This window comes from Micromonospora sp. NPDC050784 (assembly GCF_044456765.1).
Lineage (GTDB): Bacteria > Actinomycetota > Actinomycetes > Mycobacteriales > Micromonosporaceae > Micromonospora > Micromonospora foliorum.
In genome coordinates this window covers 1-20,136 of record NZ_JBITGG010000014.1, presented here as the reverse complement: position 1 = coordinate 20,136, position 20,136 = coordinate 1, and the positions used below count along the sequence as shown (strand labels likewise).

The window sequence follows — 20,136 nt, the reverse complement described above, 5'->3', positions numbered from 1 at the left end:
TAGTCCGGGCCATGGCCGATCACGACCGAGGCCGTTCTCCGGCCGGACCTCCGTCCTTAGGTCCGAAAGCGCCGGAGCCCAGGGTCCGGTTCATCGCCGCCAGTAGGCGCTCAAGCGTTCTGCGGTCGCTGTCGCTGAGGCCGCGAAGGATGGCCGCCTCGTTCGCCAGGTGTTCCTCGATGAGCCGGTCGGTCAACGCCACGCCGGCCGGAGTCAGCCCGACCACTCGGCCGCGCGCGTCGGCCGCGGAGACCGAGCGCGACACGAGGCCGCGGGCGATCAGCCGGTCCACCCGTTTGGTCACCGCTCCGGTGGTCACGAGCATCCGCTGGCTCAACTGGCCCGCCGTGAGCGTGTATGGCTCGCCCTCGCGGCGCAGCGCCGCGAGCACGTCGAAGTCACCGTTGCCGAGGTCCGCGGCGGCGAACGGCGGCCGCAGGGCCGCGTCGAGTACGGCCGCCAGTTGCTGGATCCGGCCAATGATCAGCAGCGGAGTGGGGTCGAGGTCCGGTCGTTCACGGCCCCACTGACCAACGATGTCGGCGATCCGGTCGTCATCCACGGTTGCATCTTACCTTCCGGGGAAGATAAGTTGTCTTCCATGGAAGACAATTCGACGCGAACGTCAGCTCCGGTGGTCACGGCGTACGTGGATCCGTCCTGCCCGTTCGCCTGGATCACCTCCCGCTGGCTCATGGAGGTGGCGCAGATGCGGCCCCTCACCCTGCGGTTCGAGGTGATGAGCCTCGCGGTGGTCAACGAGCATCGCGACCTGGAGCCCTGGTACCGCGACTTCAACGACCGGGCGTGGGGGCCGGCCAGGGTGTGCGTGGCGGCAGCCGCGCAACACGGCTCCGCCGCCCTCGCCCGGTTGTACCCGGCGCTCGGCCGCCGGATCCACGACGCCGGCGACAAGGACTTCGACACCGTCGTCCCGCTGGCCCTGGCCGAGGCCGGCCTCCCCGCCGACCTGGCCGACGTCGCCCATCGCAGCGACGTCGACCCGCAGATGCGGGCGAGCACCGCCCGCGCCCAGCAACTGGTGGGCGAGGACCTCGGCACCCCGACGGTCGTCGTCGACGACGTGGCCTTCTTCGGTCCCGTGTTGACCTCGATCCCTCGTGGAGAGGAAGCCGTCCGTGTCTTCGACGGCGCCCGCCTGCTCGCCGGCTGCCAAGCCTTCTCCGAGCTCAAGCGCGCCCGATCCGATGGCCTCACCTTCGCGTAGCTCCACAACGACTGGCACCCCGCAGGGTTCGACCCGGGTCTTTCGATCCTTGGTTACCGGGCGTTCCTCTTGGCGTCGGCTCGAATCGATAGGGTGCGTTGGCCGCCATCGACGGCGGTTTGTGCGAAGGGACATCGATGCGCAGGACAACGCACTGGTCGGCCCGCGCCCTAGGCGCTCTCGCGGGCGCGGTCGCGCTGGTGGCGGCCCTGTTGCCGGCGGCCCCGGCGGCTGCCGCGACCGTGGGCTTCAAGGCGGCGACGCTGAACATCTACTACGGGCTGAGCCAGGCCGACTTCGTGCACGACCTGAACCTGATCGCGTCCAACGCGGACCTCGTCGGTCTCAACGAGGTCGGCGCCCGCAAGGCGTACCTGGAGAGCTGGGCCGCCGACAACGGCTGGTGGTTGTACGCGCCGGGCGGGACCAACCAGGCCGGCGAAGCATTGATCGCGAAGAAGAGCATGTTCGACGTACTCGACAAGGGGTCGATTTTCGTCTGTGACACCAACGGTCCGGGCGAGGTGCCGCCCGCGCGCTACAACAACTGGGTCAAGTACCGGCACAAGGCCAGTGGCCGCAACGTGACCCACATCAACGCCCACGCGGTGGCCAGCATCGAAACCGCCGGCCGGCCGGAGGACCTACCGCGCACCAGGTGTGCCGAGGCGCAGTTCCAGGCTCTCAAGGATCTGGCGGTCGACAAGCAGGCCGAGGGCCAGGTCATCGTGAGCGGTGACCTGAACGTCGACTTCAGCGCCGACCGGAGCTACGGGTACGCGAAGTTCCCGTGGCAGGTCTTCGAGGCCAACGAGCTGCCGAACCTGCGCTCCAACTACAACCTCTACGGCGAGAAGGGCACCGGAACGCACGGCAACCGGCACATCGACTACGTCTACTTCTGGAAGCGGCTGCCCGAGTACCAGCTGATGTGGATGACCGATTACGACATCGTCGGTGCCACCAGGTCCGACCACAACGGTGTCGTCGCCACGTTCTCCATCCAGAGCTGACCCCTCGCCCTCCGCCGGCTACGAACCTCGGCGCTCGGGATGTCCCCGGTGCGCCGCCCACTCGGGCGCGAGGATCGACATCACCATGGCGTCGACCCAGTCGTCGCCGTCGCGCAGGACCTGCCGCAGCACACCCTCGACGACGAAGCCGACCTTCTCGTACACCCGCCTGGCCCGGGGGTTGAAGGCGAACACCTCCAGCGAGATGCGGTGCAGGCCGAGCCTCTCGAAACCGTGGCCGACGACCAGACGTACCGCCTCGGTGCCCAGGCCTCGGTCGCGGCCGGCCGCGGTGAGCAGCGTACGGAAGTTGCAGTTCCGGTTCACGGGGTCCCAGTCGTTGAGGACGACCTCGCCGACGCAGGCCTTGGTGGCGCGGTCCACGACCGCCAGGTCGAGTCGGTCGGTCTGCGCGTTGCGGCTGCCGTACCAGGAACGCAACCGCTCCTCGTCGGGAGCGTCGTCGGCCGGGCTGCCGGTCAGCCGGGCCACCTCGGGGTCGGCCACCGCCGCCCGGAAGGTGTCCAGGTCGTCGTCGACGAAGGGCCGCAGGATCACCCGCTCACCGGTGAGGGTGGGCTTGGTCGAGAAGTCGGGGGTCGCCTGGTCACTGGGCATCGACTGATCTTCGGCGCGACCCCGGCGACGGGCAACCAGTTTCCGGGGGCAGGATACGGAGGTGATCCTGATCGTTCCCGCCAACCCGTTGCGTCCACGCCATCCGGACGAGCACTTCACGGCCGAGGCTGAGGCGGCCCGTGCCGCCGGATTCCAGGTGGCGGTGGTCGACCACGACGCCGTGGCGCGGGGCGATGACGTACGTCGGGCGGTCGCCTCGGTCCCGGGCAGCGGTCCCGCGGTCTATCGCGGCTGGATGCTGCGCAGTCAGCGGTACGCGGCGTTCGCCGAGGCGCTCGCCGAGCGCGGCGTGGTGTTGAGAACCAGTGGTGAGCAGTATCGCCGGGCACATGAGCTGCCCGGCTGGTACGCGGCGCTGGCGGCGGTCACTCCCGCGTCGGTGTGGACCCGCGGCTCGGATCAGACCGATCTTGACCATGCGCGGGTCGCGTTCGGGGCGGGGCCGGCGGTACTGCGTGACTACACCAAGTCGATGAAGCACTATTGGGACGACGCGGCCTTCATCCCCGAGATCGACGACGCGGTGGCCGTCTGGAGAGTGGCGAGCCGGTTCCTGGAGTTGCGCGAGGACGACTTCGTGGGTGGGTTCGTGCTACGCCGCTTCGAACGGTTCACCTCCGCCGAGGTACGCACCTGGTGGGTCAACGGCGACTGCGTCCTGATCGGCCCCCATCCGGACACCCCGAACGACTTCCCTTCGGTCGAGGTCGACCTGGAGCCGGTCGCCCCGATGATCGCCGGGCTCGGGTTGCCCTTCGTCACCGTGGACCTCGCGCTACGCGACGACGGCGTGTGGCGGGTAATCGAACTCGGCGATGGGCAGGTCAGCGATCGGCCGGCCACCATCGAGCCCGAAGCGATGATCGCCGCCCTACTCGGCCCGCCACGCTCCTAGCGTGCGCAGCGCGGTCGACGACACCGCGGCCAGTTCGGGCTGAGCCGGCAGAAACACCGTGGGTACACCCAGCGACTGGTTCATCGCTGCGAGCTGGTACTCAGCCCGGAGGTCGGTGGTGTTACGCACGCCGCGGACAATCACTCCTACGTCCCGGAGACGACAGTAGGTGGCGGTCAAACCGCTCCACGCCGCAACGCTGACCGAGGTCCACTCGACCGGCAGCACGGCCCGGACGGCGGCCGCCCGCTCCTCTTCGTCGCTGCCCGGATGCTTGATGCTGTTGACCGCGACGAGCACGACCACCTCGTCGAAGAGAGCACGCGCCCGGCTGACCACATTTACATGCCCCGGAGTGAAGGGATCGAAGCTGCCGGGGTAGACCGCTCGCACCCGTACGCGCCCGGAGGGCCGTGCTGTCGGATGCGACGATTCGGGTGTCACGGCCGCAGGACCCGCTCCGCATCGCGGATGACCTGCTCCGAGGCGATCGGGGTCCACGAGGCGAACAGCTCCCGGAAGTAGGCCCCGTGCCGGTCCGCCACCGCAGGATCGTGCTCGATGACGTCCAGCTCGTTGACGATGCTCAGGTCCACGAGCGACCGAAGTTGAGTCCCACCGGGCGTCCGCACCTGACGTGCGAAGCGGTCGAACACCTCGCCGGTCCTTGCCAGCTCCTGCCAACTGCGTCCACGGTCGCAGGCCCCGTACAGATAGACGAGCTCCTCGGCGCCGGCGCCAACGAGATCTCTCAGCACGGCACGATCGGCCCGATCAACCAGGGCGACGTCGAATCCGTCGGTCCCGTAGACGGCGTGGGTGAGGCCCGCTGCTTGCACGTCACGGGCGCAGCCGAGCACGGCGAGTCGTTCGCTGACTCGACGGAGGTGGGCGTACAGGTTGCCGCCGGGATGAGCGATCTGCTCAGCGCCCTGCCGGCGGAGCCAGACCTGCACGTCATCGGTGCTCATGGTTCGACTGTAGGTATCGGCCGTCGGAATCGGTGGCCGCCGGACGTGGGCAACATGTCACAGCGGCGAGGGCATGCCTGGCGACGCGGAGGCCGCCGCGAAGGTGCTGGGGGGACGCGTCGCGGGCTTCGATCAGCAGACGTGGAGCGAACACCGCTTCGCGATCGTGGTGCCGGCAATCTTGCGAGATTCGATCAGCATCCCGCGTTACGGGCGTTTCTGCTGGCTACCGGGCAGCGAGTCCTGGTGGAGGCCAGCCCGGTCGACCGGATCTGGGGCATCGGCCTGAACCGTGACGATCCGGCTTCTGCCGACCCCGGGTGTTGGCGAGGGCTCTCAACCTGCTGGGCCGCGCGCTCATGCAGGTGCGTGAGGCGCTCGAGGATCAAGGTCGTCAGGGAGGGTCACGGCAGGGTTTGACCGGGGCTGTGGATGACGGGTGGCGTGACCGGGTCGCGGGGGGAGCGGCCATGGTCGATCCCTTGACACTCGTAGATGCGATCGCTAACACTTGTCCGCAACACGAGCTTAACGAACCGAACACATTGTGTTTCTGATCGTTTGACGCGTCAGAGGCACGCATGCGAACACTCCACCCATGGCCGGGGTCGCTCAAGCCTGAGCCCGAATACCGCCTGCTCTTGTTAACGCTAACATAGATGATCTTGCGAGAGGGGTTGGGACGGTGATTCTGTCTGGAGCATCGGCCATGCGTCTACGTGCCCTCCTCGTGCTCTCCGCCGTGGCCGCCGCGGCTGTCGTGGTCGTGGCTGACGGGCCGGCGCATGCCGCCACGCTGCCGACCGGCGCCGTCTCGCTGGAGGCGGTCAACCAGGCCGGACGGTACATAAGGCACATCGACTATCTCGGTCAGCTCGACCCGGTGACCTCCAGCAGCGCCAACCAGACCAAGCTGGATGCAACCTTCACCGTGGTCAACGGTCTGGCGTCGCCGACCTGCTACTCGTTCCAGACCAAGACCGGCATGTTCCTGCGGCACCGCGACTACCGGCTCCGGGTCGACCCGAACACCGGCGACGCGGCGTTCCGGGCCGACGCCACCTTCTGCGCCGTGGACGGCTCGGTCAGCGGATCGGTGGCGCTCGCCTCGTACAACTACCCGAACCGACGGATCCGGCACCGCGACTTCGCGCTCTGGCTCGACGCCTACCAGGACACGGCCGCCTTCCGGGCGGACAGCGCCTTCCGCCTCGTCGCGCCCTGGGCGCCCAGGACCACCAAGGGACCGGTGATCCCGGGCCTCTTCGCCGACCCGCACCTCGCCGTCCTCAACGGTCGGTACTACCTGTACCCGACCACCGACGGCTACGCGAGCTGGGGCGGCACCTACTACAAGGCGTTCTCCTCCACCGACCTGGTCAACTGGACCGACCACGGCGTGATCCTCGACCACGGTCCGGACGTGTCCTGGGCGGACAACTCGGCCTGGGCACCCGCGGTGGCCACCGCCAACGGCCGCTACTACCTGTACTTCAGTGGTGGTGCGGCCAGCGGCAACACGGCCAAACAACTGGGCGTCGCGGTGGCCGACAGCCCCACCGGACCGTTCCGTGACGCGCTGGGCCGACCGCTCGTCCGCGGCGACCAGTTCTCCGGCGGGCAGGCGATCGACCCGATGGTGTTCACCGACGACGACGGGCAGTCGTACCTGTACTGGGGCCAGGGCGTCGCCAGGGCGGTGCGGTTGAACTCCGACATGGTCTCGTTCGACACGGCGCAGGCGCGGGTCATCACGCCATCCGGCTACAACGAGGCGCCGTTCGTGTTCAAGCGAAACGGTCTCTACTACTTCATGTGGTCGGAGAACGACACGCGCAGCGAGGACTACCGGGTCGCCTACGCCACCGGCTCCTCACCCCTCGGGCCGTGGACCAGGCGCGGCGTGGTGCTGCAGAAGCGGCTCGACGTCGGCATCAAGGGCACCGGCCACCACTCCGTGGTCCGGGCACCCGGCGGCGACACCTGGTACATCGCCTACCACCGGTTCGCGGTGCCCGCCGGCAACGGCACCAACCGCGAGACCGTCATCGACCGGATGGAGTTCAACACCGACGGCACCATCCGCCCCGTCGTACCGACCCTCTAGCTGACTCGTACGCCCACGCGCGAAGGAGAGAGACACATGTCGAGAGTCCTCGCCCGGCTCGGTGCGGTTGCGGTCGCCGCGTGCCTGCTGTTCACCACCTGGTCGGCGGCGACACCGAAGGAGGCGGCCGCGCTCGACCCGACCGTCGGCTACCTGATGGCGCACTTCACCGGCGAGTCCTCGACCGACCAGCAAATCTACCTCGCCCACAGCACCGATGGCCTACGCTGGGCCGACCTCAACAACGGTGGGCTCGTACTGCGGTCCACCGTGGGTACCCGCGGCGTCCGCGACCCCGCCCTGGTCCGCTCACCCGGCGGCGACCGGTACTGGATCATCGCCACGGACCTGTGCATCGGCTGCGGCCAGGACTGGTCGACCGCGATCAACAACGGCAGCCGCAACCTTGTCGTGTGGGAGTCCACCGACCTGGTCAACTGGTCGGCGCCGTGGCTGCTCAATGTCGCCGGCGCGATCCCGGACGGACGCAACGCCTGGGCTCCGGAGGCGATCTGGAACCCGGCCACCGGTGACTACGTCCTCTACTGGGCGACGAATGTCCCGCTCAACGGGGTGACCAAGCACCGCATCTACTACGCGCGTACAGCGAACTTCCGCAGCGTCACCACGCCGCAGGTTTACGTGAACCGTCCGGGAAACCAGGAGATCATCGACACCCAGATCGTCGAGGTGCCGGCCGGCGTCGGCGCCTACCGCTACGTCCGGGCCTCCCGGGACGGGCAGATCGCCATCGAGGGCAGCAACTCCATCCTCGGCACCTGGACCAGCCTCGGGAACCTTTCCGGCATCGGGCTGACCGGCTCCCAGGTCGAAGGCCCGATGTGGATGAAGATGAACACCGGCAACGAGTGGGTCCTCTACCTCGACCAGTACTCCAGCGGACGCGGCTACCTGCCGGTCCTGACCACCAACCCGTCGAGCCCGGGCAGCTACCGACTCCCGGCCTCCGGCTCGTACGCCATGGGTGGCACCAAGAAACGGCACGGTTCGATCCTCAACCTGACCGCTGCCGAACAGAACCGGGTGCTCGCCCGCTGGCCGGCCACCGCCGTCAACCGGATCCAGTCGTACAACTTCCAGGACCGGTACGTACGGCACTACGACTACGACGTCCGCATCGACCCGAACGTCAGCCCCGCCCAGGACGGCCAGTGGCGGGTGGTGCCCGGCCTGGTGGGCTCCGGCACGGTCTCCATCCAGTCGGTCAACTACCCGGGCTACTACCTGCGCCACTACGGGTTCGACTTCCGGCTGGAAGCCAACGACGGCACCGCCACCTTCGCCGCCGACGCCACCTTCCGGCAGATCGCCGGCCTCGCCAACTCCTCGTGGACGTCGTTCCAGTCCTACAGCCATCCGGACCGCTACCTCCGGCACTACGCCTACCTGCTCCGGCTCGACCCGGTGTCCGACGCGCAGAGCCGTGCCGACGCCACCTTCCGCGTGACCAGCTGAACCTGGTCCCTCTTCAAGGAGTTCCGACTGTGGCACTACATCGACGGGTGCTCTCCGCCCTGGTGGCCGCGCTGACGGCGCTGGTTGGCATCGTCGCCGTCGCGTCGTCGCCGGCCACCGCCGCCACCAACCAGTTCCGAGGCATGAACTGGGCCGTGTTGGGTGACAACTTCAAGACCGGCCCACTCGTCGTGCAGGGTCTGAGTTCGTCCGACAGCAACGCGACGGTCCGGGCCAAGGCCAACGCCCTCTACGACGACATGGCGTCCACCATGGGGGTCAACACGGTCCGACTGCCCATCAACACCCACACGGTGGGGACGGCCTGGTGGGAGGCCTACCGCGGCGCCATCGACGCGGCCACCGCCCGCGGCTTCAAGGTCATCCTCGCCTACTGGGAGGATGGCGCCGCCTCCGGCGGCAGGATCACGAACCTCGCCGCCTGGAACGCGATGTGGTCCACGGTGACCAACACGTACGGCTCGAACACCAACGTGTACTTCGAGCCGATGAACGAGCCGCACGGCTACAGCTCGACGGAGTGGCGCAACGTCGCGGCGAACTGGCTCAGCTACCACTACTCGGCGGTGCCCAGCCGGGTGCTGATCGGCGGCACCGGCTTCAGCCAGGACCTGCGCGACATCTGCAACGACAGCCGGTTCAACGCGACGCTGCTGTCCTTCCACTACTACGCCTTCTTCTACGGCGCGATGACCTACGACGCCTTCCGTAGCCACATCCAGACCCGCCTCGGCACCTGCGCCTCACGCGCGGTCGCCACCGAGTTCGGTGCGCCCATGAACGACGGCCGCAACTACGCCGACGCGGGCAGCACCGACAACTTCGTGCGCTACATCCGCGCCATGGCCCAGGTCATGCGCGACAACCAGATGGGTGGCACCTACTGGCCCGCCCTCGGCGGCAAGACCGGCAGCATCGGCTACGACTGGTACTCGATGTTCGCCCTGAGCGGCAGCGGCACCGACCTCAACCTGACCGTCCGCAACACCTCCGGCGCGGACCGGATCCGATACGCGTGGGGCGACACCGTCGACGGTGGCCCGACCACGCCGCCGCCCTCAACGGGAACGTTCTACCGGATCGATGTGCGGCACAGCGGCAAGGCCATGGACGTCCAGCAACCGAACACCGACAACGGTGCGCGCGTCGGCCAGTACACGTACGGCGGCAGTGCGTGGCAGCAGTGGCAGTTCCAGGACGCCGGCAGCGGCTACTGGCGCATCGTCAGCCGGCACAGCGGAAAGTGCCTCGACGTGGTGAGCGCGTCGACCGCCGACGGCGCCGAGCTCGTTCAGTACACCTGCGGCACCGGCACCAACCAGCAGTTCCAGATGGTCGCCAACGGCGGCTACTTCCAGCTCCGGGCACGGCACAGCAACAAGTGTGTGGACGTACCGGCCGCGTCGACCGCGGACGGGGTGGTCCTCAAGCAGTATTCGTGCAACACCGGCACCAACCAGCAGTGGTCGCGCACCACCGTCTGACGGTCGCTCCGACCTGACGGCCGATCCACGGTGGCCTTCCCGAGCCGGACAACGACGGGTTGCATGTCGGCAATCCGTCGTTGTCCGAGCGGCGGGCGGCGGTCCCGGCTACCCCGGAAGGACCACCATCGAGGTACGGGGGCATCGATGCGGTCGCGGCCTGGGGCTCGGGCTGCGCTGGGAGGAAGTCGGTGACGCTGTCTCATCGGAGCGGGGGGACACTCAGGTGGGCCTGGCGTTGCGCTACCGTCAAGGTGCGCACCCCGGCGTCGATCAGTCGGCGTCCGCCGGCCGTCGACGGCCCGTAGGACCCCACCAATCCAAGGAGAACCCGATGCCGGAGCCTGAGCCCGCCCAGGAAGCCCCCCCGGTGGCTGCCGACACCTCAGAGACGGCCGAGACCGACCCGCCTGCCGTTCCCGCGAATCGGGCTGCCCGACGCGCGAAGGGCAAGGTCGCCTCGCCTCAACCGCATGGAAAGGGTCAGCACCTCGGCGGCCGGGGCTCGGTCCAGAGCCCTCGCCAGTGGGGTAACCGCCGCAGCGGTTGATCCGTTGATGGGCGCTCTGTCGGACCGTGGGAGGGAGCGAGGGTGACGCAGCCGAGAGCACTGGTGGTTCGGGGCGGTTGGGAGGGGCACCAGCCGGTCAAGGCGACCGAGTTGTTCCTGCCCTTCCTCGAACGTAGCGGCTATGCCGTACGGGTCGAGGAGTCGACAGAGATCTACGGCGACGCCGCCGAGATGGCCGAGACCGACCTCGTCGTGCAGTGCATGACGATGTCGCAGATCACTGCGGACCAGGTGGCGGGCCTCAGCGCGGCGGTCATCGCCGGTACGGGCTTCACCGGCTGGCACGGCGGCATCGTGGACTCGTTCCGCGCGTCCTCCGAATACCTGCATCTTGTGGGCGGCCAGTTCGCGACCCACCCGGGCCGGGAGCCGTGTGAGCGTCACGGTGGTCCGGAGGACAACTTCCTGCCGCACACGGTGCGCGTCACCGACCTCGGCCGGGAACACCCGATCACCGCGGGAATCGAGGACTTCGACCTGGTCACCGAGCAGTACTGGGTGCTGCACGACGACCTGATCGACGTACTGGCCGTGACCACCCACCCGACCCAGGCGTGGCATCCGTGGCACCGGCCGGTCACCTCGCCGACGATCTGGACCCGGCGGTGGGGTGCCGGGCGCATCGTCGTGACGACGCCGGGGCACAGCCTGGACGTGCTGGAGCACGCGAGCGTCCGTACCGTCATCGAGAGGGGGATGGTGTGGGCGACCCGCACCGCGTCGGCGTCGTAGGTCTCGGGGTCATCTCCCGCGCCTACCTGGACACACTCGCGGACCACCCCGAGGTGAGCATCGCCGCGGTGGCCGACCTCGACGCCTCCCGGTCGGCCGCGGTCGCGGCCACGATTCCCGGCGCCGAGGCGATGAGCGTCGAGCGCCTGCTCGCCCGCCCGGACGTGCAGACGGTACTCAACCTCACCATCCCCGCGGCGCACGCGGACGTCTCGCTGGGCGCGATCGACGCGGGCAAGAACGTGTACGTCGAGAAGCCGCTCGCCGTGACGTTCCCGGACGGCCGCTCGACCATCGAACGGGCCGCGTCGGCCGGCGTCCGCGTCGGATGCGCACCGGACACCGTCCTGGGCACGGGTACGCAGACGGCGCGCGCGGCAATCGACGGTGGGCTCATCGGACGCCCGATGTCCGCATCGGCCGTCATGGTCACGCCTGGGCACGAGCGCTGGCATCCCAACCCCGACTTCTACTACGCCCCGGGCGGCGGCCCGATGCTGGACATGGGGCCGTACTACATCTCGGCCCTCATCCACCTGCTCGGGCCGGTCCGGGCGGTGACCGGAGCCGCCAGCCGCCTACGCGCCGAGCGCGTCATCGGCTCGGGCCCACGCACCGGCGAGCGGATCCCGGTGGGGGTGGACACCCACCTCACCGGCGTACTCGAGCACGCCAACGGTGCTCTCTCCACCATCACGACGAGCTTCGACGGCGTCCGGACGACGGCCGCGCCGATCGAAGTCCACGGGGAGGCCGGCACTCTCGCCGTACCCGATCCGAACTACTTCGACGGTGAGGTCCGCCTCTTCGCGCTCGGCGGCACCGAATGGCGCGCTCTCGAACCGCGGGCCGGTTACGCCAAGGGTTCCCGGGGCATCGGCCTGATCGACCTCGTCAGAGCCGACGATCAGCGTCCGCCGCGCGCTGACGGCGACGTCGCACTGCACGTACTCGAAACGATGACCAGCCTGCTCCGCTCGGCGACGGAAGGCCAGCGGATCGAGCTGACGACGGTGGTGGAGCGGCCCGCGCCGGTTCCGCTCACTCCGGTCGAGGACTGGAAGGCGTACGACCCAAACGGCCGCTGAAGTGGCGCCCTCGGTCAGTTGTGCGGCGACGGGCGGACGGCGGACAGGATGTGGCGGATGACCTGCTCATCGTCGTAGAGGCTGGAGTGCGCGAGGCCACGCCTGGTGGCGCTGGCGCGAGGCTCAAGCTGCAGCAGCGTCGCCGTGCCGGGCGGGGCTGCCTCGGCCGAGCAGGACGCGACCAGACCGGCGAACGGGCCGTCGATGCCGAACACCACCGCCGAGCCGGCCATCGCCGTCACCACGGCAACCACCACGAGGCCGGGTGCGGTGAACCCGTAGATCAGCAGGTTGAACGCCATCCGCCCGCCGTGCCCCACGAGAGTGGCCACCACAACCGCGAGCTGCGGCAGCCCGATGAGGATGGTCCAGAACCACAGGTTGGTCAGCAGTCGGGTCGCTGCCGCGCTCAGCCAGCCGACGAACTGGCCGGCCGCGAGCAACCCGGATGCCTCATCGCCGGCGGCCCGGATGACAACGATCTCGTCGGGCCGAGCCGTGGGTGCGTGAACCGCGCCGATGAGCCGGCTCCGCCAGCCCGGCCCCAGGGATCGCCGGTGCAGGACCGCGCCGACGGCGCACAGGGCCAGGATGGCCGCGAACACACCGCCGCCGAGGACCAGCGCCGCGTCGGCGAGCGAGCGCGGATCGGTCACTGCTGTCGCCGAAGCCGACCAGAGCAGCAGCACGCTGAACAGCACGATGACGAACAGCGGCCAACCGGTGATGCTGCGAGAGCGCGCGTGCAGGAACGGCGTCGCCAGGGTCACTGTGGTGACCGGCGCGCGGCCCTGCGCGGTACGCACCTGGTCGGCGGCGTGCAGCGCGACATTCCCGCCGTGGCTGTGCGCGATCACCCAGTGTCGGGCGCGAGGATGCTCGGTGAGCTGCTGCCGCAGGTGCTCGGCCAGGCCGTGCGCGGCGGCGATTCGCGCCCGATGAGAGTTGCGACCCGACCACGCGAACCGGGTGACGTGGCAGCCGGCCTGCCGCAGCGACGTGCTCAAGGCGCTGTCCGGCCTGGTCCACGGGGCGTCGCGTGCGAACGTGCCGTGGACCAACGTGATCACAGAGGCACGGTCACCGATCATGGATCGGGTCGAGCGCTTGCCCATCGACGTACCTTACTGGCCGCGCCCCATTGCCGGCCACGGACACCCAAGGGTGAGTGCATCCGCTGAGCGCGCTGACAATGGTGGGTGGTTTTCGTGGTCATCGTGGAAGGCCGAAGTGGTGGGTGAGTGAGGCGCGCAGCGTAGCGGCGTCCCCGGCGGACCAGGCGATGAAGCAGTCGGGGCGTACGAGCATCGCGGTCGCCGTGGTGCCCTGCAGTGAGCCGGTGACCACGTCGACCCGGTCTAGCCATGGTGCCGCGATCCCGGCGTAGGCACCCGTGGAGTCCAGCAGCAGCGGCCGGGCGGTGCGGGTCAGCTCGGCCAGGCGTGTCGCGCCGTGGTCGGTGTGTACGACCACGTCTGGGGCGCAGCGGCCGGCCAACGGGTCGGTGGGGTCGGCGGGGTAGCGGATGTCCGAACCGGACATCAGCGCCGCGATGTGCCCGGTCACCTCCGGCTTGCGCAGCAGTTCGGCGAAGAGTTCCCGCAAGCCGGTGATCTCGTCGCCGGGGCCGATGAGCGCCGACTGCGCCTGGGTGGACATGACGACCCGTTCGGCGACGGGGCGACGCTCGCTTTCGTACGTGTCGAGCAGGCCCTGCGGTGCCCAGCCGCGCACCGTGGCGGCGAGCTTCCAACCCAGGTTGACCGCGTCCTGCAGGCCCAGGTTCAGGCCGGGGCCGCCCATCGCGGGGTGCACGTGCGCGGCGTCGCCAACGAGCAGCACCCGGCCGGCGCGGTAGCGGGCGGCGATGCGGGTGTTGCGGCCGGTCAGCCGCCGCAGCAGGCCGGCGCCGTCAGGCGCGCCGAGGGGGATGTCGGCGCCGAGCACCCGGGCGACGCTGGCACGGAACTCCGCCAGGTTCATCGGGGTCTCGTCGTTCGTTGGCGTGTCGGGCCACTCCGTCGTGCTCAGGATCGCCGGGCGGCCGGGGAACGGGGCCCAGGCGATCAGCCCACGCGCGGTGCGCGTGTGCTGGAACGGCGGGACGACGCCGTGGCCGGGGACGCGCAGGCCGCCTGTCTCGGGGTCGAGGGATGACGAAGGCACGGTCACCGTGGCGGTGCGGGAGATCGACCGGTCGTTGGTGACACCGGGAAAGTCGATGCCGGCGAGGCGGCGCACCGCGCTGCGGCCGCCGTCGGCTCCGACGACGAAACGACTGGTGAGCTGCGTACCGTCGGCGAGATGGACCTCGACCACGTCGGGACGCTGGCGGAGGTCGACGACCTCGTGTCCGCGGCGCAGGTCGACTCCGAGCTCGGCGGCTCGGACGGCGAGACCGGCCTCGAGCTGGGCTTGCGGCACGCCGAGCACGTAGTGCGGGTTCTCCGCGAGCACCGTGAGATCCAGCGGGAACGCGCCGAAGGTGAAGGCCGGTTGGGGAATCGGCGGGGTGCTCTCACCGCTGAGCCGCGCGTAGAGGCCGCGCCGGTCGAGCAGGCGGACGACCTGGCCCACGAGGCCGTTGGCGCGAGACTCGCCGGTGGGTGCGGCGTGGCGTTCGAGGACGACGGGGTGCACGCCGGCGAGGGCCAGTTCGCAGGCGAGCATGAGGCCGTTGGGGCCGGCTCCGACGATGACGACATTGATCATGGTCATGGTCCCTTCGGGGTGTGTGCGTCATCGCCACGGCAGGCGCGGCACGTGGCCGGCCCGCCGCGGGAGTCTGACGCGGCTGGAGACGTGGGTGAGGTGGTGTCTTGCGCGAGGGCGGAGCTTCAGCGGGGTGGGGCCGGGAGGCCGGCGGCCACCTGGGTGAAGGCGTCGGTGATGAGGCGTTCGATCGGGGCGGGTGGGTCGGCGCTGTCGAGATAGTGCTGCATGGCGACGGCGACGGCGGCGCTGGCGGCGGCCGCGACGAGCCTCGGATACATGTCGGTGGCGAGGTCGGTGCCGGTGCGCTCGGCGACTGCGGCGGCAAGCTCGGCCTCGGCGAGGGCGGTGGCGCGTAGGCGTTCGCCCTGTAGCGCGGGTTCGGCGAGCATGGTGCGTACGCCGGCAACCCACCGGGCGTGGGTGGGGGAGGGCATCGCCTCGACCTCGGGGCCGCGCGTGAACTGCTCCAGCGAGGCCTGGGTGAGCGCCACCCAGAGCGGCTCGTCGGCGGGCCGTTCGCGCAGCGCGGCGGCGGTGCGCAGGCTGCGGTCGAGGTGGCGGGAGGCGATTGCCTCGGCCTTGCTGGAGAAGTAGTTGTTGAAGGTGCGCGGGGAGACACCGGCCGCCTCGGCGATGTCCTCGACGCGGACGTTGTCGTAGCCGCGCTCCGCGGTGAGGTGGATCGCAGCCCAACCGAGCGCCGCCCGCGTCTCGGCCTTCTTGCGCTCCCGCAGCCCCGTCATACCACTACGTTAGCACTAATTGCGTGGCGCGCAAATATGCGTGCCATGCAAAAATCCCGTCGCTTCGTCAGGCAGTCGCGTTGCCGGGCGGAAGGGCCGGCAGACGCAGACAATGGGAAGGGTGGCACCCGCCTTCGTCCTGCACGACCACCGCAAACCACGGCCGCATTTCGATCTGCGGCTCGAGGAGGACGGTGTACTGCGCTCGTGGGCGGTGCCTCGCGGTCTGCCGGACAGCCCCAGCGACAACCGGCTCGCGATCGCCGTACCCGACCACGACCTCGACCACCTCACCTACGAGGACGTCGACAAGTCGATCGCCGACATCGGCACCTGGGAGGAGCACGATCGCACCGACCGCCGGATGCTGTTCACGTTGCACGGCCGCACCGGCCGCCGGCGATACGCGCTCATCCGCACCGGCGAGGGATGGCTTCTCCACCTGACGAAGGAGCAGCCTCCGGACGAGCGCGGGACGGTAGAGCAGGCAGGCGGCCAGGGCGGTTAGCGAGACGTCGAGGCACGCCCTAGCATCGCCGCATGGCGACACGGCTTGTTCAGATCAACATGAAGGCTCGGGACGACTCCGCGCTGGGTGCCTTCTGGGCGCAGGCGCTCGGCTGGGACGTCTCCAGTGAGGGACCTGGCGTGACCAACCTCGAACCCGAGGGCTTCGTCTACCCCGATCCCGTCGCTGTCTGCGTCGACCTCATCGTCTCCCCGGAACCCAAGACGGTGAAGAACCGCGTGCACGTGGACCTCGCCACCACCTCGGCGGCCCACCAGGCGCAGGTGGTCGCGCGCCTGAAGGATCTCGGCGCAACGACTGCCGACGTGGGCCAGGGCGACGTGCCGTGGACGGTCATGGCCGACCCGGAGGGCAACGAGTTCTGCGTGCTGGACCCCCGGCCGCTCTACCGGGACACCGGACCGATCGCCGCCGTGGTGGTGGACTGCGCGGATCCGCGCGCCATGGCCCGGTTCTGGAGCGAGGCCACGGACTGGACCCTGCACGAGGTGACCGACCAGGGGGCGAGACTGCGCTCCGCCAAGGGCGTCGGCCCCTACCTGGAGTTCGTCCGTACACCCGACGTGAAGAGCGGGTGGAACCGCGTCCATCTCGACGTCCGCCCGTACCCCGGTGACGACCCGGAGGCCGAGGCGGCCAGGCTGCGCAGTCTCGGCGCGACCGCCATCGACCTGGGCGTCCCGTGGCGGGTGCTCACCGACCCGGAAGGCAACGAGTTCTGCCTCCTCGCCCCGGGCTGACTCGACCCGTCACCACCGCCCGCGGCCGGACCCACCACCGGGCCGAAGGAGGAGGCGCGTCGTTCAGGCCGAGGAGCGCGACCGTGACGCGGGGGCCTCGACAGTCTCACGGGCGCCGTGGACGGCGACCCCGGTCAGCCGGATGTTCCCCAGCGCCTCGGGGACATGCGGATCGGTGGCGAGGACCCCGTCGTCGACGTCGAGCCCGAGCATCGTCCGCAGGAACAGCAGGGGTGCCCCGCTGGCCCAGGCCTGGGGATTGCAGGCGGTGGGGTACGGCACGGGTCGCCGGCCGAGCGAGCGGTCGTACCCGGAGATGGCTTCGGGCAGGCGGTATTCGAAGTGGGCGGCAGCCTCCAGCATCGCCATCGCGATGCGGTTCGCCGCGTCGCGGTGGCCGTACCGGGCGAGTCCGGCGGCGATGATCGAGTTGTCGTGTGGCCACACCGTCCCGAGGTGGTAACCGATGGGGTTGTACCCCACGTCGTCGGTGGACAGGGTCCGGACACCCCAGCCGGAGAACATCGCGTCGGACATCAACTGGCGGGCCACCGTGGCGGCGCGGTCCGGCGGGACGATACCGCTCCACAGCAGGTGACCCATGTTCGAGGTCATCGAGTCGATGGGGCGCTTGTCGGCGTCGAGGCCGATCGCGTAGTAGCCGCCGCGCTCGGGCAGCCAGTAGTCGCGGTTGAACCGCTCGCGCAGCTCGGCGGCTTCGGTACGCAGACGTCGCGCCAGTGCGCGGTCGGTCCAGGGCCCGTCGGCGAGTTGCGCGGCGCGGAGCTTCGCGTCATAGGTGTAGCCCTGGATCTCACAGGTGGCGATCGGCAGGGTGGGGAGCCTGCTGTCGGCGAACTGGACCCCGTCCGGTGAGTCGCGCCAGCAGTGGTTGCGCATACGTTCGGGGGAGCGGGTGGCGTACTCGACGTAACCGTCGCCGTCGCGGTCTCCGAAGTTGTCGATCCACCGCAGAGCCGCGTCGGCGTTCGGACGCAACCGCTGGACCAAGGCGTCGTCGCCCGTCCACCGCCAGTACTCGTTCAGCAGAATGAGCCACAGCTGGGTGGTGTCGGCCGCGCCGAAGCACGGGCCGTACGGCATGATGCCGAGCTGCGTCAGCTCACCGGAGCGGAACTCGTGCAGGATCTTTCCCGGTTCCTCGTCGCTGAAGTCGTCGACGGTGCTGCCCTGGTGCGCGGCGAGAGTGACCAGCGCACCCCGGGCGACGTCGGGTCCGCAGCTGACACTCTGGTAGGCGGTGATCAGGGTGTCCCGCCCGAAGACCGCCAGGAACCAGGGCATGCCGGCGGCCAGCAGAACGACCTGCTCGCCCCGGATCTCCTTGGCGATCCGCATCGACACCAGATCGGTGGCCGACTTGTGGTAGACGCTGCGCAACAGGTCTGATTCGGCGTTCAGGTGCGGCTTGTTCTCCCTCCACCGCCAGGCGGCGTCGTCGGCGCCGGGGTCATGCTCCTCGCCGAAGGTGCGGTTGGTCGGCTGGTAGTCCTTCCCCCGACAGTTCAGCAGCACCCGCAGCTCACAACCCCAGGTCTGGCCTCGTCCCAGGTGTACGTCCCAGACCAGTGCGTCGCCCTCGACCCGATCGGCACGCGGCTCGGCCTCGACCGTCGTGACGGCCGACCAGTGCGAATTCTGGTAAGAGAAACACAGCGTGGAGCCGTCTGACCGGTGGGTCCGCCGAATGTCGCCCAGCCTGCTCCGCCCCGCCCCCTTGATCTCGAAGAGATCAGCGAAGTCCGCGCCGACCTCCAACCGCAGACGCACGGAGACCGGCTCGACGCCAAAATATTGCACCGCGAACCGCTCGTACATGCCGTCGCCGACGAATCGTTCCCGTCGCACGCCGACCCGGTTCGCCGCCAGGCCGTCGACCTCAGGGTTCGCGAGGAAAAACGCCGCCGAGTACGGATCGACAGGGTTCGCGCTGAGGACGAGTGGAGCATTCCCGTCGAGGGTCAGCTCCCATCGGCTGATGTAACGGGTGTCGTCGTGTACGAGACCAGCGATGGAATCCGCCGGTACGTTTCCGGCGGGATTGGACAACATGAAGGTCCGGCCTTCAAATATGCCGACAGCATCCGTACCCAATTCCGGTGGCATGTCGCGGTTGGCGCCACCGGAAGTTTTGTCGGGCTGTTGCGTTGTCGACGGAGACCCGGACGGCGTCGACCGAGATTGCATGGCATTCTCTCCCCCCGGTTGGCAGGGTAAAGACCCCGCCACGGACCGCAGTCTAGGACGCGAAAAGATGACCTCGCTGCGATATCGAAGGGTGCCCACCGGGTTCGGGCAACGGCCCTATTGCGGCGAAAAGCGGCAGTTCGTGGCCGGAATGAGGTCCCACCGCGGACGTTGGATTTAGCGCAACACCGCTCTATGGTGGGGGCATGCCGCCGGTGACCTTCCGCTCGCCCGCCGCCACCCAGGTGGCGGTGGACGGTGCTGTCCAGGTGCCGACGGTGACACGCGTCGAGGCCGACCTGCGGGTGCCGGTTGTCCGCGCGCCGCACCCGGCGCCCACGCACACAATGTCGAGCCCGATGCAAACCGGCCGAGGCCCACCTGCGGAGTCGTTCCACACCCCGAACGACCCCCAGGGCGAAGCTATCCAAGCTTCGGCCCTTTTTGTTTTTCACGCCCATTCCCCTTGAAAGGCAGACCATGAGCGTCGATCATCGTCGTACTCCCGACCAGAGTTGGCTGGCCGATGTGCGAGCGTCCCTGGCGGACGACTTCGCCACCCAGACGGCTCGGCTGCGGGAACTGACCGAGCTCAACGCGGACACCGGCGACCCCGGCGAGGCCCACAACCAGGCCGCGCTGTTGGTGGCCACCCGCCAGAACATCGAGCAGATCACCGGTGCGCTGAGCCGGATCAGCGACGGCACCTACGGTGCCTGCCAGAAGTGCGGCCAGAGCATCCCGGCGGAGCGGCTCGACATCCTTCCGCACGCCCGCTTCTGCGTGCCGTGCCAGGAGAAGCAGAACAGGTGATGCCCGGGGGTGGGGGGGGGGGGGCCCGCCCCCCCCCCCCCCCCCCCCCCCCCCCCCCCCCCCGCCGGCCCCCCCCCCCCCCGGCCCCCCCCGGGGGGGGGCCCCCCCCACGACGCCGGACCAACTCGGTCAGCGAGCCGGTCAGGTAGGTGGTCGACGCACC

General features: G+C 69.4%; 19 protein-coding genes and 1 pseudogene. 12 read left to right on the top strand and 8 right to left on the bottom strand.

The features are described 5' to 3' along the window. Nucleotides 1-19: 19 nt before the first annotated feature. Entirely contained in the window at nt 20-562 is a 543-nt protein-coding gene (locus ACIBD9_RS19745) for a MarR family winged helix-turn-helix transcriptional regulator (protein WP_396719530.1), read from the bottom strand. A gap of 39 nt (nt 563-601) precedes the next feature. Here ACIBD9_RS19745 and ACIBD9_RS19740 point away from each other — a divergent pair, with 39 nt between their 5' ends. Both ACIBD9_RS19740 and ACIBD9_RS19735 read left to right on the top strand, forming a co-directional pair. After that, the gene (locus tag ACIBD9_RS19740; RefSeq protein ID WP_396719528.1) at nt 602-1,228 is read left to right on the top strand and encodes a disulfide bond formation protein DsbA; all 627 of its coding nucleotides are present in this window, start codon (nt 602-604) and stop codon (nt 1,226-1,228) included. 137 nt (nt 1,229-1,365) lie between these two features. Continuing rightward, complete coding sequence (locus tag ACIBD9_RS19735; RefSeq protein ID WP_396719526.1) at nt 1,366-2,241, top strand: endonuclease/exonuclease/phosphatase family protein; 876 nt, start codon at nt 1,366-1,368, stop codon at nt 2,239-2,241. An 18-nt stretch (nt 2,242-2,259) separates the two neighbouring features. Here the strand turns inward: ACIBD9_RS19735 and ACIBD9_RS19730 are convergent, their stop codons facing one another. Next, a complete protein-coding gene (locus ACIBD9_RS19730; protein ID WP_396719524.1) occupies nt 2,260-2,859 on the bottom strand; it encodes a GNAT family N-acetyltransferase in 600 nt (199 codons plus the stop codon). Nucleotides 2,860-2,920: 61 nt separating this feature from the next. Between ACIBD9_RS19730 and ACIBD9_RS19725 the strand changes: the two genes are divergently transcribed. Next, entirely contained in the window at nt 2,921-3,775 is an 855-nt protein-coding gene (locus tag ACIBD9_RS19725) for an ATP-grasp domain-containing protein (protein ID WP_396719522.1), read from the top strand. On the opposite strand, the gene coaD is transcribed toward ACIBD9_RS19725, so the two are convergent. Together coaD and ACIBD9_RS19715 are read right to left on the bottom strand one after the other, a co-directional pair. Further along, nucleotides 3,752-4,168, bottom strand: a complete 417-nt coding sequence (gene coaD / locus ACIBD9_RS19720) for a pantetheine-phosphate adenylyltransferase (RefSeq protein WP_238658552.1) — start codon at nt 4,166-4,168, stop codon at nt 3,752-3,754. The genes ACIBD9_RS19725 and coaD overlap by 24 nt on opposite strands. A gap of 47 nt (nt 4,169-4,215) precedes the next feature. Beyond that, nucleotides 4,216-4,746: a DUF6817 domain-containing protein gene (locus ACIBD9_RS19715; RefSeq protein ID WP_396719520.1), complete on the bottom strand. Its 531-nt coding sequence runs from the start codon at nt 4,744-4,746 to the stop codon at nt 4,216-4,218. 94 nt (nt 4,747-4,840) lie between these two features. Here ACIBD9_RS19715 and ACIBD9_RS19710 point away from each other — a divergent pair. The 6 genes and pseudogenes from ACIBD9_RS19710 to ACIBD9_RS19685 form a co-directional block, all read left to right on the top strand. Next, nucleotides 4,841-5,126 (top strand): annotated as a pseudogene (locus tag ACIBD9_RS19710) (NADAR family protein); the annotation flags it as partial. Nucleotides 5,127-5,455: 329 nt separating this feature from the next. Next, on the top strand, nt 5,456-6,853 hold the full coding sequence (locus tag ACIBD9_RS19705; RefSeq protein ID WP_396719518.1) for a family 43 glycosylhydrolase: 1,398 nt from the start codon (nt 5,456-5,458) through the stop codon (nt 6,851-6,853). 36 nt (nt 6,854-6,889) lie between these two features. Then, nucleotides 6,890-8,329, top strand: coding sequence for a glycoside hydrolase family 43 protein (locus ACIBD9_RS19700; RefSeq protein WP_396719516.1), 1,440 nt, complete (start codon nt 6,890-6,892; stop codon nt 8,327-8,329). A gap of 29 nt (nt 8,330-8,358) precedes the next feature. Beyond that, nucleotides 8,359-9,834 (top strand): RICIN domain-containing protein, encoded by a 1,476-nt coding sequence (locus ACIBD9_RS19695; RefSeq protein ID WP_396719514.1) that lies wholly within the window; start codon nt 8,359-8,361, stop codon nt 9,832-9,834. 592 nt (nt 9,835-10,426) lie between these two features. Next, the gene (locus ACIBD9_RS19690; RefSeq protein ID WP_396719512.1) at nt 10,427-11,137 is read left to right on the top strand and encodes a ThuA domain-containing protein; all 711 of its coding nucleotides are present in this window, start codon (nt 10,427-10,429) and stop codon (nt 11,135-11,137) included. Then, the gene (locus ACIBD9_RS19685; RefSeq protein WP_396719510.1) at nt 11,107-12,225 is read left to right on the top strand and encodes a Gfo/Idh/MocA family protein; all 1,119 of its coding nucleotides are present in this window, start codon (nt 11,107-11,109) and stop codon (nt 12,223-12,225) included. The genes ACIBD9_RS19690 and ACIBD9_RS19685 overlap by 31 nt, the downstream gene beginning before the upstream one ends. Before the next feature lie 14 nt (nt 12,226-12,239). Here ACIBD9_RS19685 and ACIBD9_RS19680 read toward each other — a convergent pair whose 3' ends face one another. The 3 genes from ACIBD9_RS19680 to ACIBD9_RS19670 all read right to left on the bottom strand — a co-directional run bounded on the left by ACIBD9_RS19680 (nt 12,240) and on the right by ACIBD9_RS19670 (nt 15,683). Further along, complete coding sequence (locus ACIBD9_RS19680; RefSeq protein ID WP_396719508.1) at nt 12,240-13,295, bottom strand: esterase/lipase family protein; 1,056 nt, start codon at nt 13,293-13,295, stop codon at nt 12,240-12,242. A 142-nt stretch (nt 13,296-13,437) separates the two neighbouring features. After that, nucleotides 13,438-14,943, bottom strand: a complete 1,506-nt coding sequence (locus ACIBD9_RS19675; RefSeq protein WP_396719506.1) for an FAD-dependent oxidoreductase — start codon at nt 14,941-14,943, stop codon at nt 13,438-13,440. Nucleotides 14,944-15,062: 119 nt separating this feature from the next. Next, nucleotides 15,063-15,683 (bottom strand): TetR/AcrR family transcriptional regulator, encoded by a 621-nt coding sequence (locus ACIBD9_RS19670; protein ID WP_396719504.1) that lies wholly within the window; start codon nt 15,681-15,683, stop codon nt 15,063-15,065. Between the two features lie 112 nt (nt 15,684-15,795). Between ACIBD9_RS19670 and ACIBD9_RS19665 the strand changes: the two genes are divergently transcribed. Both ACIBD9_RS19665 and ACIBD9_RS19660 read left to right on the top strand, forming a co-directional pair. Then, complete coding sequence (locus tag ACIBD9_RS19665; protein WP_396719502.1) at nt 15,796-16,191, top strand: DNA polymerase ligase N-terminal domain-containing protein; 396 nt, start codon at nt 15,796-15,798, stop codon at nt 16,189-16,191. 32 nt (nt 16,192-16,223) lie between these two features. Further along, nucleotides 16,224-16,952 carry a VOC family protein gene (locus ACIBD9_RS19660; RefSeq protein WP_396719500.1) on the top strand — a complete coding sequence of 243 codons (729 nt, stop codon included), beginning with the start codon at nt 16,224-16,226 and terminating at the stop codon, nt 16,950-16,952. A gap of 63 nt (nt 16,953-17,015) precedes the next feature. On the opposite strand, the gene ACIBD9_RS19655 is transcribed toward ACIBD9_RS19660, so the two are convergent. After that, nucleotides 17,016-19,079, bottom strand: a complete 2,064-nt coding sequence (locus ACIBD9_RS19655) for a glycogen debranching N-terminal domain-containing protein (RefSeq protein WP_396719498.1) — start codon at nt 19,077-19,079, stop codon at nt 17,016-17,018. A gap of 561 nt (nt 19,080-19,640) precedes the next feature. Here ACIBD9_RS19655 and ACIBD9_RS19650 point away from each other — a divergent pair. Continuing rightward, nucleotides 19,641-19,973 (top strand): TraR/DksA family transcriptional regulator, encoded by a 333-nt coding sequence (locus ACIBD9_RS19650; protein WP_396719496.1) that lies wholly within the window; start codon nt 19,641-19,643, stop codon nt 19,971-19,973. Nucleotides 19,974-20,136: the final 163 nt, after the last annotated feature.

Bases quoted from the DNA above. Each gene is read 5' to 3' on its own strand.
- ACIBD9_RS19655 (WP_396719498.1), bottom strand. From the start codon at position 19,079: ATGCCACCGGAATTGGGTACGGATGCTGTCGGCATATTTGAAGGCCGG.
- ACIBD9_RS19730 (WP_396719524.1), bottom strand. From the start codon at position 2,859: ATGCCCAGTGACCAGGCGACCCCCGACTTCTCGACCAAGCCCACCCTC.
- ACIBD9_RS19740 (WP_396719528.1), top strand. From the start codon at position 602: ATGGAAGACAATTCGACGCGAACGTCAGCTCCGGTGGTCACGGCGTAC.
- ACIBD9_RS19650 (WP_396719496.1), top strand. From the start codon at position 19,641: ATGAGCGTCGATCATCGTCGTACTCCCGACCAGAGTTGGCTGGCCGAT.
- ACIBD9_RS19675 (WP_396719506.1), bottom strand. From the start codon at position 14,943: ATGACCATGATCAATGTCGTCATCGTCGGAGCCGGCCCCAACGGCCTC.
- ACIBD9_RS19705 (WP_396719518.1), top strand. From the start codon at position 5,456: ATGCGTCTACGTGCCCTCCTCGTGCTCTCCGCCGTGGCCGCCGCGGCT.
- ACIBD9_RS19665 (WP_396719502.1), top strand. From the start codon at position 15,796: ATGGGAAGGGTGGCACCCGCCTTCGTCCTGCACGACCACCGCAAACCA.
- ACIBD9_RS19715 (WP_396719520.1), bottom strand. From the start codon at position 4,746: ATGAGCACCGATGACGTGCAGGTCTGGCTCCGCCGGCAGGGCGCTGAG.
- ACIBD9_RS19670 (WP_396719504.1), bottom strand. From the start codon at position 15,683: ATGACGGGGCTGCGGGAGCGCAAGAAGGCCGAGACGCGGGCGGCGCTC.
- ACIBD9_RS19735 (WP_396719526.1), top strand. From the start codon at position 1,366: ATGCGCAGGACAACGCACTGGTCGGCCCGCGCCCTAGGCGCTCTCGCG.
- ACIBD9_RS19700 (WP_396719516.1), top strand. From the start codon at position 6,890: ATGTCGAGAGTCCTCGCCCGGCTCGGTGCGGTTGCGGTCGCCGCGTGC.
- ACIBD9_RS19660 (WP_396719500.1), top strand. From the start codon at position 16,224: ATGGCGACACGGCTTGTTCAGATCAACATGAAGGCTCGGGACGACTCC.